The sequence below is a fragment of the Flavobacterium daemonense genome (assembly GCF_007341385.1).
In the GTDB taxonomy this organism is placed as follows: Bacteria; Bacteroidota; Bacteroidia; order Flavobacteriales; family Flavobacteriaceae; genus Flavobacterium; species Flavobacterium daemonense.
The window spans coordinates 21524-36821 of the sequence record NZ_VJYD01000002.1 but is presented as its reverse complement, the minus strand read 5'-3'; the positions used below and the strand labels follow the sequence as shown (position 1 = coordinate 36821).

Annotated in this window: 13 protein-coding genes and 2 tRNA genes; 7 read left to right on the top strand and 8 right to left on the bottom strand. The window is 34.7% G+C overall.

The genetic code is table 11. The annotated features are described in order from the left end of the window. Window positions 1-86: 86 nt before the first annotated feature. Entirely contained in the window at window positions 87-1412 is a 1326-nt protein-coding gene (locus tag FND99_RS02495; RefSeq protein ID WP_144336426.1) for a sensor histidine kinase, read from the top strand. Window positions 1413-1593: 181 nt separating this feature from the next. On the opposite strand, the gene FND99_RS02490 is transcribed toward FND99_RS02495, so the two are convergent. From FND99_RS02490 to FND99_RS02470, 5 genes are all read right to left on the bottom strand, one after another. Next, entirely contained in the window at window positions 1594-1920 is a 327-nt protein-coding gene (locus FND99_RS02490) for an MGMT family protein (protein ID WP_144336425.1), read from the bottom strand. 111 nt (window positions 1921-2031) lie between these two features. Beyond that, window positions 2032-2670: a LysE family transporter gene (locus tag FND99_RS02485; protein ID WP_144336424.1), complete on the bottom strand. Its 639-nt coding sequence runs from the start codon at window positions 2668-2670 to the stop codon at window positions 2032-2034. 44 nt (window positions 2671-2714) lie between these two features. Continuing rightward, window positions 2715-3392 (bottom strand): tRNA (guanosine(46)-N7)-methyltransferase TrmB, encoded by a 678-nt coding sequence (gene trmB / locus FND99_RS02480; protein WP_144336423.1) that lies wholly within the window; start codon window positions 3390-3392, stop codon window positions 2715-2717. A 170-nt stretch (window positions 3393-3562) separates the two neighbouring features. Then, window positions 3563-4945, bottom strand: a complete 1383-nt coding sequence (locus tag FND99_RS02475; protein WP_144336422.1) for an ammonium transporter — start codon at window positions 4943-4945, stop codon at window positions 3563-3565. A 262-nt stretch (window positions 4946-5207) separates the two neighbouring features. Next, the gene (locus FND99_RS02470) at window positions 5208-5696 is read right to left on the bottom strand and encodes a nuclear transport factor 2 family protein (protein ID WP_144336421.1); all 489 of its coding nucleotides are present in this window, start codon (window positions 5694-5696) and stop codon (window positions 5208-5210) included. Window positions 5697-5945: 249 nt separating this feature from the next. Here FND99_RS02470 and FND99_RS02465 point away from each other — a divergent pair, with 249 nt between their 5' ends. Further along, entirely contained in the window at window positions 5946-6593 is a 648-nt protein-coding gene (locus FND99_RS02465; protein ID WP_144336420.1) for a hypothetical protein, read from the top strand. A gap of 99 nt (window positions 6594-6692) precedes the next feature. Here the strand turns inward: FND99_RS02465 and FND99_RS02460 are convergent, their stop codons facing one another. From FND99_RS02460 to FND99_RS02450, 3 genes are all read right to left on the bottom strand, one after another. Beyond that, complete coding sequence (locus FND99_RS02460) at window positions 6693-7007, bottom strand: HPF/RaiA family ribosome-associated protein (RefSeq protein ID WP_144336419.1); 315 nt, start codon at window positions 7005-7007, stop codon at window positions 6693-6695. A 99-nt stretch (window positions 7008-7106) separates the two neighbouring features. Continuing rightward, on the bottom strand, window positions 7107-7553 hold the full coding sequence (locus FND99_RS02455; protein WP_144336418.1) for a very short patch repair endonuclease: 447 nt from the start codon (window positions 7551-7553) through the stop codon (window positions 7107-7109). Window positions 7554-7657: 104 nt separating this feature from the next. Further along, window positions 7658-10123, bottom strand: coding sequence for an AsmA family protein (locus tag FND99_RS02450; RefSeq protein WP_144336417.1), 2466 nt, complete (start codon window positions 10121-10123; stop codon window positions 7658-7660). 263 nt (window positions 10124-10386) lie between these two features. On the opposite strand from FND99_RS02450, the gene trxA reads away from it, so the two are divergent. From trxA to FND99_RS02425, 5 genes are all read left to right on the top strand, one after another. Continuing rightward, window positions 10387-10704 carry a thioredoxin gene (trxA, locus tag FND99_RS02445; protein WP_012023423.1) on the top strand — a complete coding sequence of 106 codons (318 nt, stop codon included), beginning with the start codon at window positions 10387-10389 and terminating at the stop codon, window positions 10702-10704. 260 nt (window positions 10705-10964) lie between these two features. Continuing rightward, window positions 10965-13538: a M1 family aminopeptidase gene (locus FND99_RS02440; RefSeq protein WP_144336416.1), complete on the top strand. Its 2574-nt coding sequence runs from the start codon at window positions 10965-10967 to the stop codon at window positions 13536-13538. Beyond that, entirely contained in the window at window positions 13535-14461 is a 927-nt protein-coding gene (locus tag FND99_RS02435; RefSeq protein WP_144336415.1) for a DUF58 domain-containing protein, read from the top strand. The genes FND99_RS02440 and FND99_RS02435 overlap by 4 nt, the downstream gene beginning before the upstream one ends. Before the next feature lie 86 nt (window positions 14462-14547). Continuing rightward, window positions 14548-14621, top strand: a tRNA-Asp gene (locus FND99_RS02430). Between the two features lie 535 nt (window positions 14622-15156). Beyond that, window positions 15157-15230 (top strand) — tRNA-Asp (locus FND99_RS02425). Window positions 15231-15298: the final 68 nt, after the last annotated feature.

Here is a 15298-nt window from a genome sequence, read left to right as displayed (position 1 = left end):
CGCAAAGCTATATGTAGCGTTCCTTGCGTAAAATCCTTGCGACCTTTGCGGTTAGATTTTCATCAGCATAAAAAAAAATAAATACAATGAAAAACTGGAAATTTTATAACGCTTTGTTTGTGAGAGTTTTGTTTGTAATGATACTCTTTTTTTTCTGCGTTTTTCTGATTTATAAAACGTTTTATTATAATGCGCTTTTGGTTGGCATTTTTGTTTTGATAATGCTTGCCGAAATGTATTTTTTTGTAAAAAATCAACTGCTGTTTTATGACAAAACAGTGCTTTCGATTCTTCAGAATGATTTCACAACCAATTTCCCTGAAGAGAATAGAAAAGACAATTTTGAAAGTTTGTACCTTTTGTATGAAACGCTGAAAGTACAACAACAGGAGCAAATTTCGAAAGAATTGATTTACCGTTCTCTTTTAAATAATATTGAAAGTGCGGCTTTGATTTTGGAAAAAGAAAATGAAGATTGGAATGTTTTTTTGATGAACGATTGTTTTTCAGATCTTTTTAAAGTGCCTAAAGTAAGTCATTGGAAATACCTTAAAAATTACCTTCCATCACTTTGTTTTGAAATTGAAAAAACAGATTTCAGCGAACTTAAATCGGCTATTTCTATAAAAATCGAAGAGCAGGATTTGCAGACGTTTATGCTCCAAACTTCGCGAACGCAGAGTTATAACAAAGAATATTTTATTATTTTATTGGATAGTATTCAGCGAGTTATTGAGAAAAAAGAAAAAGAAGCTTGGATTAATTTGATGAAAATTATTTCACACGAATTAATGAATTCTTTGACGCCAATTCGTGCGCTTTCGCAGAATTTACTTCACATTGTCGACCAGGAAAATTTGGAAGAAGATGACTTTGACGACATTAAAAGCAGTATTTCGACCATTATAAACCGAAGCGACCACTTGCAGGTTTTTGTTGAGAATTACCGTAAACTTGCCATGTTGCCAACGCCAACAAAACAAATGACGCCAATAAATGCGCTTTTTGAGGATTGTCTCCGCATCATGAGTCCCATCTTGAAAGCTGAAAATATTGAATTAATTAATGAAATTCACAGTTCGCGTTCCATCTTAATTGATAAAAACCAGATGGAACAAGTGATTATAAATTTGATTACAAACAGTATTCATGCCTTGAAAGAAAGGGAAGAAAAGAAAATGTATGTTTCTAGTTACACAGAAAATAATCGTTTTTTCATTTCGATTTCGGATAACGGAAAAGGAATTGCGCCGGAAATTCAAGATAAAGTTTTCCTTCCATTTTTCACCACCAGAAAAGATGGCGCCGGAATTGGTTTAACGCTTTCTAAAAACATCATCGAAGCACACGGCGGTTACTTAAGCTATCAAACCGATGAAGATAAAACGAGTTTTGTGATTTGCCTGATTTAAAAAATGAACCATATAAGTTATATAAGTTCATTTTAAATTTTTGTACTGCGTGACTGTGTGATTTAATCTCGCAAAGTCGCGAAGTCGCAAAGTCTTTTCTTTAAAGTTTTCTTTGCGACTTCGCGACTTTGCGAGAGATTTATGCGCAACACATAAAATGAACTTATATCACTTATATGGTTTAAAAATCAACTTCCGGTTCCCAAAAATGTTTTTCGAAATCAACAATTTGATTATCGACAACTTTCACACCTTCGTTTTCTAAAAGTTGCTGCATTAAATTTGTTCCGTCAAAATGATGTTTTCCTGTCAAAAGTCCTTTTCGGTTAACGACTCTGTGTGCGGGAACATCATCCATATTATGACAGGCGTTCATCGCCCAGCCGACCATTCGGGCAGAACGAGCTGTTCCTAAAGCTTTTGCAATTGCGCCATAAGAAGTTACTCTTCCGTACGGAATTTGTCTAGCGATCGCATAAACTCTTTCGAAAAAATTTTCTTCAGCCATGATTTTGTTTTTTTTGTTTCACGCAGATATTGCAGATTTAAGCAGATAAATTAAATAAGAAAATCTATTTAAATCGGCTGAATCTGCATGAAATATTATATGCAAATACTTTTATCCGAAATAATAATTCAAAATATTAAAAAGCGTCGCGACAGCAACTAAACCGGTAATGCTTCCAATAATCGTATTCATGTTGCGCATGAAATAATCGGTTTTCTTTTCGATTCGTCCAAAGAAAGCGATATAACTGTACAGAATTCCAAAAGCTCCAAGAACAGAGCCTAATACAAATGTTAGAATAACAGTGTTTTCAAATGCAAAAAGATTGTACGAAGCCAATGTCACACTTACGACAACATAATATGGAATCGGAAAAAAATTCAATCCAGATAACAGCATTCCGAGAAAGAAACGGCTTTTTTTGCTGCTCTGTTTAATTTTTGTCTTTTTCTTTGTTTTTGGATCTTTGGCAATAAACAAAAAATAAATGGTTAAAATCGAAAAAATTACAAAGCCAACTTCACGCAATAAGGTAATAACATCTGGCCGATTGTCTATAACACGAGCAAACAATACTGCGATATAAACCTGAAAAAAAATAACTAAAACAGCGCCAAGTACAAATGATAAAGCATTTTTTTTTCCTTCTTTCAATTTTATTTTTGCAGCCGTCATATTGAGTAATCCCGGTGGAATTGTCCCAATAGCAGCAGCAATAAAGCCCGAAAGTAATGGAGTAAATAATGCCATTCAGTTGCTGGATCAGTTAGAATATTTGTTTTTTTGAAATTAAATTAGTCTTTAATTTTAAAACGAATATACGTAATTGCCTTGTTAATTTCTAAATATTGTTTTTCGTAAAATGTCTGAATTGAAGTCACAACTTCAGGACTTCCTTCATTTTTATAAACGTTATGATTGGCGTAAAGCACTTCGTGTCCTTCTCCATGCAATAAGCCAAGTGTATAACCGTGCATGAATTCGCTGTCGGTTTTTAAGTTTACGACACCGTCTTTTTTAAGGATTTTTTTATACAATTGAAGAAACTCAGAATTGGTCATTCTGTGTTTTGTTCTTTTATATTTGATCTGCGGATCTGGGAAAGTAATCCAGATTTCATCTACTTCGCCTTCAGCAAAAATATGATTGATCAATTCGATTTGAGTACGAACAAAAGCCACATTATGAAGTCCATTTTCAACAGCAGTTTTAGCACCGCGCCAGAAACGAGCTCCTTTAATATCAATTCCGATAAAATTTTTGTTTGGGTATTTTTCAGCTAATCCAACAGAATATTCTCCTTTTCCACATCCTAATTCCAAAACTAATGGATTGTCATTTTTAAAGAAATCAGAATTCCATTTTCCTTTTAAAGGCATTAAATCGCCTACAACTTCTTCTCTGGTTGGCTGAAAAACGTTTTGAAATGTTTCGTTTTCTCTGAATCTCTTAAGTTTATTTTTACTTCCCACTTTTACAAAAATTTTCCGCAAAATTAAGGAATATAAACGAATGAAAATAGCGGAATTAGGTTTAAAAGTTTTCCGCCACGAATTTCACAAATTTTCACGAATTTTTTTTTCGTTCAAACCGCATAAATTAATTCGTGAAAATTTGTGAAATTCGTGGCAACTTTTATTTTTTAACCGTAATGAGGTTCTGTAATTGCTTTCGTCTTGGGGTCAAGTGTTTCGTCGTGTTGCGATAAATCAAGTCCAATATGTTCTGATTCTTCAGAAACTCTCAGCGGAATAATAAAATTGGTCACTTTGAATAAGAAATAAGCTCCGAAGAAAGTAAAAATTGAAACCAAAACCAACGCCATCATATGGTGTCCGAATACGTTCCATCCGCCGTGAAGCAAGCTTGCATCTTCGCCATGAGCGAAAATGGCAGTTAAAATCATTCCCATAATTCCTCCAACACCGTGACAAGCGAAAACGTCAAGCGTATCGTCGAATTTTTTTGAGTATTTGCAATTTACTGCAGTGTTTGAAACCAAAGCTGTCACAAAACCGAAAAACATACTTTCTGGAACAGAAACGAAACCAGCAGCTGGAGTAATGGCTACAAGACCAACTACAGCGCCAATACAGGCACCAAGTGCGGAGACTTTTCGGCCATTCATTCGGTCAAAGAAAATCCAAGTCAGCATGGCTGCAGCCGATGAAGTTGTAGTAGTTGCAAAAGCCATAGCGGCAGTTCCGTTTGCAGCAAGTGCAGATCCGGCATTGAATCCGAACCAGCCAAACCAAAGCATTCCAGTTCCTAGTAATACAAACGGAATATTAGTTGGAATATGCTGGCTATTTTTTCTTTTTCCTAAAACAATAACTCCGGCCAAAGCGGCAAAACCAGAACTCATATGCACTACAGTTCCTCCTGCGAAATCTTTAACTCCAAAATAGCTTCCTAAAATACCTGTTGGATACCAAACGGCGTGGCATAAAGGAGCGTATATAAAAAGAGTAAATAAACTAATGAAAATTAAATAAGAGATAAAACGAACACGTTCTGCAAATGAACCTGTAATAATTGCCGGAGCGATAATGGCAAATTTCATTTGGAACAAAGCAAAAAGCATAAACGGGATTGTGCTCGCCAATTGTTTATGAGGCAATACACCAACATAATCCATAAAAGCAAAAGTAGTTGGATTTCCGAAGAAACTATAAAAATGCTCGCCAGAACCAAAACCAACCGGTTCTCCAAAAGCAAGACTAAATGCGACTACAACCCATAAAAGTGTAACAACTCCCAAACAAATAAAGCTTTGAAGCATAGTCGAAATCACGTTTTTCTTGCCCACCATTCCGCCATAAAAGAAAGATAATCCTGGTGTCATAATCAAAACCAAGCAAGATGAGGTAAGCATCCAAGCAACATCTGCTGGGACAATATGATCTTTGGTACCAAATTCAGACAATACATAACTATTCTCCGTCATTGCCGGCCAAAATGCACCTGTAATACAAACAATGCTAATAATAATAAAGGAAATGATCCAGCGTCTTTCTATTTTCATTTTTCAAATACTTTATTGAACCCTATTTTTTTTGGGGTCAAAGTTAAAAAAAATTAAATATTTAGATTTTAAGGGCTGTTAAAATAGTGGTCTTGCGTGTATTTTAGTCGATTTTATAAATTATGGATTGATTTTTTGAGAGTATTTTATTTTGAAGTTCTAAATTGTGCCTAAAATTGTCAATTGCATTATAATTATTTTAATAATTCAGTTTGTAAAGCGCTCTAAAAGTTAGGATTATCAGAATAAAACTTGAAAATGTTTATTTTTTTTGAAGCTTTCCAATCAAGGCATCTTCAATTGGCGCTTTTATTTTAGTAATCGCATCAACATCCTCATTCGGAATTGTCATGGAAAGCACATAATGCTGAATTTTCCAATCTTTGCCAACTTTGACCAAAACTCCTGATCCACGGCAGATTTTCATTTGCGTATTCAGCAATTCGTCAAACCAGGCAATAGTTCCTGTTTTATCAAAAAAGATATGTCGCTCTATGGCCGTAAATTTCCATGTTTTTCCTTTGTCGAAATACGGTTTTGCCCAAATTTTGAAGTTCTTTTTTGTCCAATTTTCAGTAGCATCAGTTCCAATGAAAATCGCATCATCCGCCATTAAATCAAAATAGGTTTCAAATTTAACATCGGCTGCAGCTTTATGCCAAGCATCTAAAGTCTGATTGATTTTGTCTTTGTCAGTTTGTGCATTTGCAAAAGAAGCAACGAATAAAAGGAGTAGAATAGTTTTTTTCATGAGATAGATTATTTAGGTTTAAAGTTAAAGTTTTTCCACCACATAAGTAATATAAGCTCATATAATATAGAGATATAATTAACTTAATTCTTTTTTAAATCTATATAAAAATACTTTGCTCCCGAAGCTTCGGGACTGCGCCTTTGCGAGATTAATAGGTAAAGAAATTCCCAGTAAAACTAAAATTACCTTGCATTACTTATATGGTTTAAAAATTTTTATATTTGAATGCTATAAAATACCACAAATATGAATCCGAAAATCATTATAAGTTCGTTGGCTTTTTCGTCCTTGCTTTTTATTTCTTGTAAAAAAGAATTAGAGCCTCAGGAAAATACAGCAACATCAGAATTAGTAAGACTCGGACTTGCGAAAGATACTGCCAAAGCTGCAACAGCAGCGCCAGCCGTTCAAACGCAGACCGCAAATCCAAATACAGTTCTTGGAGAAACAAAAGGATTGAATCCTGCGCACGGACAACCAGGACATCGTTGTGATATAGCTGTTGGCGCTCCGTTAAATTCGGCGCCGCCACAACAAGGTCAAGTTGTAGCAACTCAGTCGTCGCAAGTGGTTCAAGTAAATCCAAATCAGAAAAATGTAGTTGCAACAGTTGCAGCGCCTGTAAAAGTAGCAAAAGGAATGAACCCGCCACATGGTCAGCCAAATCATAGATGTGATATTCCTGTTGGGGCACCTTTAAATTCGCCATCGCCAACAGCTGGAGAAAGCGGTACTGTTTCACAATCGTTTAACGTAAAAAGCAATCCAACTCCGGCGTTATTAAGTACAGAAACAACGCAAACTCAAACAGTTGCTGAAGGTATGAATCCGCCTCACGGACAAGCAGGACACAGATGTGATATTGCGGTTGGAGCGCCTTTACCGAAATCGTAAAGAAGTAACAAAGGTGCAAAGCGACAAAGGTTCTAAGTTTTTTACCCTTTGTAACTTTGCACCTTTGTGCCTTTGTAACTTTTTATAAAATTTTTGAATTTAAAAAGCTTTTTGTTTTTCGTAGGTTGTAGTTAGTGATTTTTTGATTTTGCTTAAAGCACCGCTAAAAGCTTTTTCTAATGTTTCGGCGTGTTCTGTCACAGTGATTGGCTGTAATTTTTGCGGACGTACTTCGATTAAGCATTTTTTGTCATGTAAACCAAATTTTTCCCCATTTTCATCCCCAAAGTGAACTTCAATACGAGTAATTTTGTCTTCAAAACGAGCTAAACCTTTTTCTAATTCTGCAGAAAAGTAGCTTTCTAATCTTGCATGTCCCTCAATGTTTTTGTCGGTGTTGATTTGAATCTTCATAATGGTTTAAATTTTATGATTGTCTCTCAAAGCTATCTTTTTTAAGGGAAAAAATCAAGTGAGTTAATAAAACATTATGAAATTTTTAATCGTTTTTTATCATTCTGAAAAGGGTGGAATTTTCGTTAACATTTCTGTTCTCAGAATTATCGTATTCTGAATTTCTGAAATACAAGCCCCCAAATTCTTCTTGATATCATTGCTCCAAAAACGCAAAACTTTCCAGTTATGAGATTCTAAGTAAGCATTGACTTCGAGATCTCTTTTCATGTTGCGTTCAATTTTTTTAATCCAATATTCGGTATTGCTCTGCGGTTTTTTTCGCGTTTCCCAATCTTTTCCATGAAAGAATTCGCCATCAACAAAAATCGCAATTTTCAAGGCAGTAAAAGTCAAATCCGGAGTGCCAAAAACCTTTCTATTATTTTTACGATAGCGGTATCCAATATGCCATAACGCTTTTGCCAAACGAACTTCGTCTTTGGTATTAGTGCCACGAATTTTGCTCATGACCTTGGAACGTTGTTCTGGCGTAAAACAGTCCATGGAAATTTAATTATTAAAGGTTTTAAATTTAATAATTAGTGGTATTTAATTGGTTATAGGTTTGTTGGGGTAAAATTGTATTATTTCTACAAAGATGAGCTTTTTTATTTCTCCTTCTCCTTCTTCCCAAACTTAATCTTCATCTTCCCATTATCATCATACGCAACTAAACGCAGTATAATACCTTTTTCGCGAACGGCTTTACGTTCTTCTTTTGTGGCGAGTTTGGCATCATTTTTAGAATTTCGAAGCGGAATCGTAAGTGCCAAATTAGTACCTCGGCCAAAAGAATAAATACCTTTTGCATCCAGATTTAAAACACTCGAACTAATTGTCAATTTATTAATATCGACCAATTCACCACGCAATTTAAAATCGCCTGATAAATCACTGAACGTAATGTTCTCAACATCGCGGAACGGAAAAGCAAATTTTCCTACTTTCATAATTGGTTCAAAATTCACCAAAGCGCCTTGGCTGACATTAAAATTCAAACTTCCGTGTGTTGAATTTGTAATTAACTCGCCTTTGCTGTTCATCAAACCGGTAACATTCGCATTGCTGGTTAATTTTCCGTGAATATTATTTGGAGAAAAAGACTTGATTCCGAAGTTGTTGAACGACTTTAAAAAACTCGCAATATCCACTCGGTTTACTTGAGCGTTTGAACCAAAAGCATAGTTTTGTCCGCTTGGCGAAATTTCAGCATTAAAAGCAATACTGCCTCCGGAAGTTTGCAGAAAACCATTTTTAATCACCAATTTTGAATTCAGCATTTGAATTGTAGCCGTTGTATTAGTTGCAGTGAGTTTGTTGTACGTAATATTATCGGCCTTAATGTCGATTACTACAGAACATTTTTCGATTACCGTTCGTAAATGACGAGAAATAGTCGGTTTGGTTGTTTTAGCCACGGGTTTCTGTTTTTTAGAAGAAGCCAAAACGCCCAGAAATTGTCTGATATCAATATTCGGACAATGAATTTTCCAGTTCACAACCATTTTTTCAGGAGCATCATAATACAGATTCAAGAAATTATCAATTTTTCCTTCAATATAAATCGTGTTCTTTTTGTGTTTGTACGCGATTTTCTTGATCAACAAAGCTTCTTGCGTAAATTCAAGTTGAACGTTTACTTTTTCGGCATGAATATTCTTCGGAATAAAATCAAATGAAGTATTTGTTACGTTTACATTTCCTATAAATTTTGGTTTATTGATGTATAAATCAACAATATCAAACTGAAAATTCAAGTTCGCAGTCGCATGTCCTTCCGTGAATTGAATCCATTTATCGTTGCTGATTTGATTGAGTCGGTCAACATCAAAATCTGAATTTACAGTTCCGGTTGCAATCGGTTTTTCAAGATTATTGATCGATAATTGGGCAATTTTCAGCGGAATATTTTCATAAGTCGCCGAAAATCGTGTCAAAATCACAGCCGAATTGGCATCGGTACAACCTTCATTTGGTTTAAAATTATTGGTAAAAATTCCTTTAAAATTGCAATCGTTCAATTGTCCGTCGGGAATACTTAATTCGTTGTCTTTTATAATAGCCTGAACTACGATTTTAGGATCACCTTCGGCATTCAAGTCGCCTTTTATGTCGCAATTTACGTCAATTGGTTTCTTTAAATTGAAACGATTCAGCTTAGAACTAATATTCCCCGAAAGTAAATTAGATGCATTTTGCCATAAAATAGAGGTTCCGATATTGATTCCGAAAAGCGAATTGGTTTTTCCTAAATTAAAAAATGCAGTAATGTCAAAAGAATCGGTTCCAATTTTTAAACCGTCTGTTTTTACATCAATTTTTTGTTTTTCAGCAGAATAAGCTACGGCTAATGTTCCTTTGAGGCGCTTTTGTTTTGCAAAACTTCCGTGAACGGTATTAAAAGCCAGACTGTTGATTTGAGTATCCAAGAAAAGATCTGTCTGCCAATCATCGCCTTCATAATTTACTTTTGATTTTAAGCTCGCCACTTCAAAATCAAATAATTTATGCCCAACATGATTGTCGATTGTAAAGCGAACATTGTTGAGGTCGATCTGATTAATTGTTGTTTCGGGCTTAGCCTTGTTTTCGGGAGTCTTTTTCTTTTTTTTCTTAAAAATATCGGAGTTAGAGTAACCATCTGCGGCTTTGTAAACATAAATCTGGGCGTCGTTTATGAGAATTCGATGTATGTCGATTTCCTTTTGCAATAAACTCCAAACGTTCAAGCGAACTTCTATTTCTTGGGCTTTCAGCAAAGTATGTTTGTGCGTGTCCCATTTATTGTCTTTTAACTCGACATCTTTTAAAGCCAAAGTAAAATTGGGAAAACCAGCTAAAAATTTATAATGAAAATCACCAATATGAAATTTTCCGTTGATGTTTTCATTTATTTTGGTGTTGATTTTAGCAATAATTTCGGGTTTGTTTCTGTTGAAATAAATCGATAATCCGCCACAAGCAATTAAGAGAAGCGCAATTAATCCTAAAATAAAAAACCCAAAACGTTTGGCGTATTTTCTAAAACCAGCCGATTGCAAAAAGACTTTTATTCGATGCAAAGTTTCTTTCATCTGGAAAATTTTAATGGTTGATTAAAGATACTACAAAAAACAATCATATTTAAATTTCTGATTTTCAAATTACTGTAAGGTTAAATTTGTGTATTGCAATTGAATTTATGATATAATTATTTACAATACTTTTATAATCAAAACTAATTTATGAATGGTGTATGATTTGTTTTTAATTTCTAACTTTGTACCTCAGTTTAGGAAATAACAAAAAACGAGTCTCTCGAGACTAAAGCTGAAATAACATTTAAAGACAAATTATTATGGCATTAGCAATAACAGATGCTACTTTTGACGAAGTAGTTTTAAAGTCAGATAAACCAGTAATGGTAGATTTTTGGGCAGCATGGTGCGGTCCTTGTAGAATGGTTGGTCCAATCATTGACCAATTAAGCGACGAGTACGCTGGTAAAGTAGTTGTTGGTAAAGTAGATGTAGATGCTAACCAAGAATTCGCTGCAAAATATGGTGTGCGCAACATACCAACCGTTTTGGTTTTTCATAACGGTGAAGTAGTAGGAAAACAAGTTGGAGTTGCTCCAAAACAAACCTACGCAGATAGTTTAGACGCTTTGTTGTAATCGAAAGATTATGATTTATATAAAAGAGGTTTGGCGAAAGTCAAGCCTTTTTTATTTTCTTTTTTTGCCACGAATTTCACCAATTTACACGAATTGATTTAAAAAGTTTGCCACAGATTAATGGATTTCCACAGATTAAGAATCCTTTTAATTCTTTTAATCTGTGGCAAAAAAATGAGACTTAAATTTTAATTCGTGTAAATTGGTGAAATTCGTGGCAAACTATTTTTTATTTTTAACGAATCTTATATTCCTTCAAAATGAAAATTCTTCACAGCTTTTTTGCTCTTTTTATAATCACGACGATTGGTTTTTCTCAATCAAAACCAAAAGAAAATTTTATTGTCGAAAATGGCGTTTCAGAGCAGTTGGCTCAATTTCGAAAAAAACAGATTTCAAATATCCAATACGGATTATCTTTTGAAATCCCGAATCAGAAAAACGAAGATATTAATTCGAGTTTAACGGTAAATCTGAATTTATTAGACATAAGTAAACCGCTTGTTTTAGATTTTAAAGAGAAATCTCAAAATATAAAATCAGTTTCGGCAAACGGAAAAAATATCCAAATTCTTCACGAAAACGGACATATTATTATTCCTGCTGAAAATTTGATTTCAGGGAAAAATACAATTTCAATTTCCTTCATCGCTGGAAATTTATCCCTGAATCGAAATGATGATTTTCTATATACGCTTTTAGTTCCAGACCGTGCGAGTACTTTGTTTCCGTGTTTTGATCAGCCTGATCTAAAAGCAACTTATAAATTGAGTCTTTCAGTGCCAAAAGATTGGTCGGTTTTGGCTGGAGCCGATGTAAAAGAGAAAGTTGAAAATGGAGATTTTACTTCGTACACTTTCGGCGAATCAGATAAAATGAGTACTTATTTGTTCTCATTTGTTGCCGGAAAATTTACAAGCGCAACAGAAAAACCAGGAATGGAAATGACGTTGCTCTATCGTGAAAATAATGCTGAAAAGATAAAAATGAGTGTTGATACGATTTTTAAATTGCATCAGCAATCATTGGAATTTTTAGAAAAATATACTGATCATAAATTTCCATTCCAAAAGCTGGATTTCGCTTCAATTCCGGTTTTTCAATATGGCGGAATGGAGCATGTTGGGGCAATTCAGTACCGAGAATCGACTTTGTTTCTGGACAATAGCGCAACCGATAGTGAGAAATTAAACCGAGCAAAACTCATCGCACACGAAACCTCGCATATGTGGTTTGGCGATTTGGTTACGATGAAATGGTTTGACGATGTTTGGATGAAAGAGGTTTTTGCCAACTTCATGGCAGACAAAATCATGAATCCGATTTTCCCGAAAATCAATCATAATCTCCAGTTTTTTAGTACACATTATGCCAGCGCTTATGCGGAAGATCGTTCTTTGGGCACACATCCGATAAGGCAACATTTAGCAAATTTGAAAGATGCGGGATCGCTTTACGGTGCTATGATTTACAACAAAGCACCAATTATGATGCGCCAATTAGAAGCTTCGATGGGAAAGGAAGCTTTTCAAAAAGGAATTGAAAAATATATTAAAAAATATGCCAACGACAATGCAGATTGGAACAATCTTGTAGAAATTCTAGATGCCGAAACGCCTTTAGATATGAAAAAATGGAGCGAGGTTTGGGTAAACAAATCGGGTAGAGCGATTTTTACAGATAAAATAGAATATGATTCTAAAAACCGAATCAAAAAGTTTGAAATCACGCAGCAAGCCGAGGATAAATCAACGAATGTTTGGCCGCAGATTTTTCAGATTGGTTTAGTTTATGCGAATAATGTGAAAGTTTTAAATGTCAATATTAAAGACAAAAACCTGATTGTAAAAGAAGCCATCGGACTTGAAAAACCGCTTACTATCATTTATAATTATAATGGTTATGGGTACGGCGTTTTTCCGCTTGACGGGAATAATTTGAATTTTATTTCTGCTTTAAAAGATGAGGTTGCGAGAGCATCTTCTTATAGTAATCTTTACGAAAATACTTTAATTGGAAACGTTTCTCCGGACAAAGCATTTGATTGTTTTTTTAAAGGAATTCAGACTGAAGAAAATGAATTGGTTTTACGAATAGTTTCGAACAATTTGAATACTATTTATTGGAGATTTTTAAACGAAAAACAACAAATTAAAGTTCAGAAACAACTTGAAGATGTTTTAAACGAACGTTTGCAAGCTAATCTATCGGCAAATATCAAAAAGACTTTATTCGGATTATTCAGTTCGATTGCGTATTCAGATTCGGCGAAGACCAAATTATATCAGATTTGGAACAAAGAAATTGTGATTCCGAATTTGAAATTAAATGAAGATGATTTTACCAATATGGCAATGAATCTGGCGATTTTCAAGCATGAAAAAGCCGATGAAATTTTAGAAAAAACGAGAACTACGATCACAAATCCAGACAAAAAGAAACGATTTGAATTTTTGCTTCCCTCATTATCAAAAAATGAATCCGTTAGAAATTCGTTTATAGAATCCTTGAAAGACGATGCAAATCGCGAGAAAGAAGCATGGGTTTCTGTAGGATTGGCCAATGTAAATCACCCGCTTCGTCAGGAAAGTGCGCAAAAATATATTAGATTTTCACTAGATTTGGTAGAGAAAATCCAGCGCACGGGAGATATTTTCTTCCCGAAAGATTGGCTGGATAATACCGTTGGAAGATATTCATCGAAATATGCTTTTGATGAAGTACAGCGATTCTTGAAAGAAAACCCTAATTTTAGTCCGATCTTGAAACGTAAATTATTGATGTCAACAGATTTGCTTTATAAAGCGCAAAATATCAAAAAAGAAACCGAATGAAAATTGAATCGGAAATAGAGAAAGTCTCCAGTTTTCAGCATCTTGAAATGCTGGCAAATCAGGTTGTGGAAGGTTTTATATCAGGAATGCACAAGAGTCCGTTTCATGGATTTTCGGCTGAATTTGCGGAGCATAAAGTATATAACGCAGGTGAAAGCACTAAACATATTGATTGGAAATTATTCGCCAAAACGGACCGTTTGTACACAAAACGTTTTGAGGAAGAAACCAATTTGCGTTGTCATTTGATTGTCGATAATTCGTCGTCAATGCATTATCCAGAGCTCAAATCAAATCAGCCATTTTATGAAAAGAAGATAGGATTTGCGGTTTTGGCGTCGGCGGTTTTAATGAATATTTTGAAGAAACAGCGCGATGCCGTTGGTTTAAGCGTTTTCTCGGATAAATACGAATATTACGCGCCAGAAAAAGGAAGTGACCGCCATCACAGAATGCTTTTGAACAAACTGGAAGAATTATTGGTACAGCCCAAAGTCAAAAAAACGACCGATACGATTACGTATTTGCACCAAATTGCAGAGAAAATGCATCGCCGTTCAATGATTATTTTGTTTACCGATATGTTTCAGACTGAAGATAATGAAAAGCTTTTTAATGCTTTACAGCATCTTAAACACAACAAACACAAGGTGGTTTTGTTTCATGTAGTTGATAATGAAACCGAATTGAAATTTGATTTTGACAATGCGCCAAGAAAGTTTATTGACTTAGAATCAGGCGAAGAGGTTTCTATTTTTGCTGATAATGTTAAAGTTGAATACGAAAAAAAGGTAGAAGCCTATTTTAAAAACTTGGCTTTAACCTGCGCAAAGAACCAGATTAAGTATGTTCCAGTAAATGTTGGCGATAATTTTGAAAAAATATTGACTACTTATTTAGTTGAAAAACAGAACTTTGGTTGATTTTGTGAAAAAATATTTCAATTTTTTCACAAAAACACTTGCAGAAATGAAATTCTGTACTATCTTTGCAACCGCAATAACGCAGAGGTTTGGTAGTTCAGTTGGTTAGAATACATGCCTGTCACGCATGGGGTCGCGGGTTCGAGTCCCGTCCAGACCGCAATATTGGGAGAAGCCTTTCTTAACAGAAAGGCTTTTTTGCCCAAATACGGTATCTAAGATTAGTTGTGTTGTTTTGCTGCGACTTTGTAACTCGCAGCTGGTTTAGTAGTTAGACCAATGAAAAGCTTTCCACTTTTGTGGATGGCTTTTTTGATTTAAGACTATTTGCAAAAGGCAAATTCCAATTCCTAAAACTCGGGAAAAATTCCAAATTCCAAATTTAACGTATAGTGTGTCATTTCGACCAAAGGGAGAAATCGCATCCAGTATTCTACAAAGATTGGTGATTTTGATTGCAGAGTTTCTTGTGTGATTTCTCCCTTTGGTCGAAATGACAAGATCGTTATATTTTGTGGTTTTGAAAGTTCAGCAGTTAAAAAGAAAGAAAGTTCTTGTTTTTTGATTTAGCTAGCATCCCGAGGCTTCGGGATAAAATATTGGAATTTAGCCAATTAAAAATTTCTTGAATTTTATTGCTAAAAACCCTTGCAGAATCCAACTTCTGTTGTATTTTTGCACTCACAAAAGCAGTGGGTTTGGTAGTTCAGTTGGTTAGAATACATGCCTGTCACGCATGGGGTCGCGGGTTCGAGTCCCGTCCAGACCGCTTAAATTTAAAAATGCCTTTCTTAACGGAAAGGCTTTTTTGTTTTATATCCCTCTTAAAATTAACAA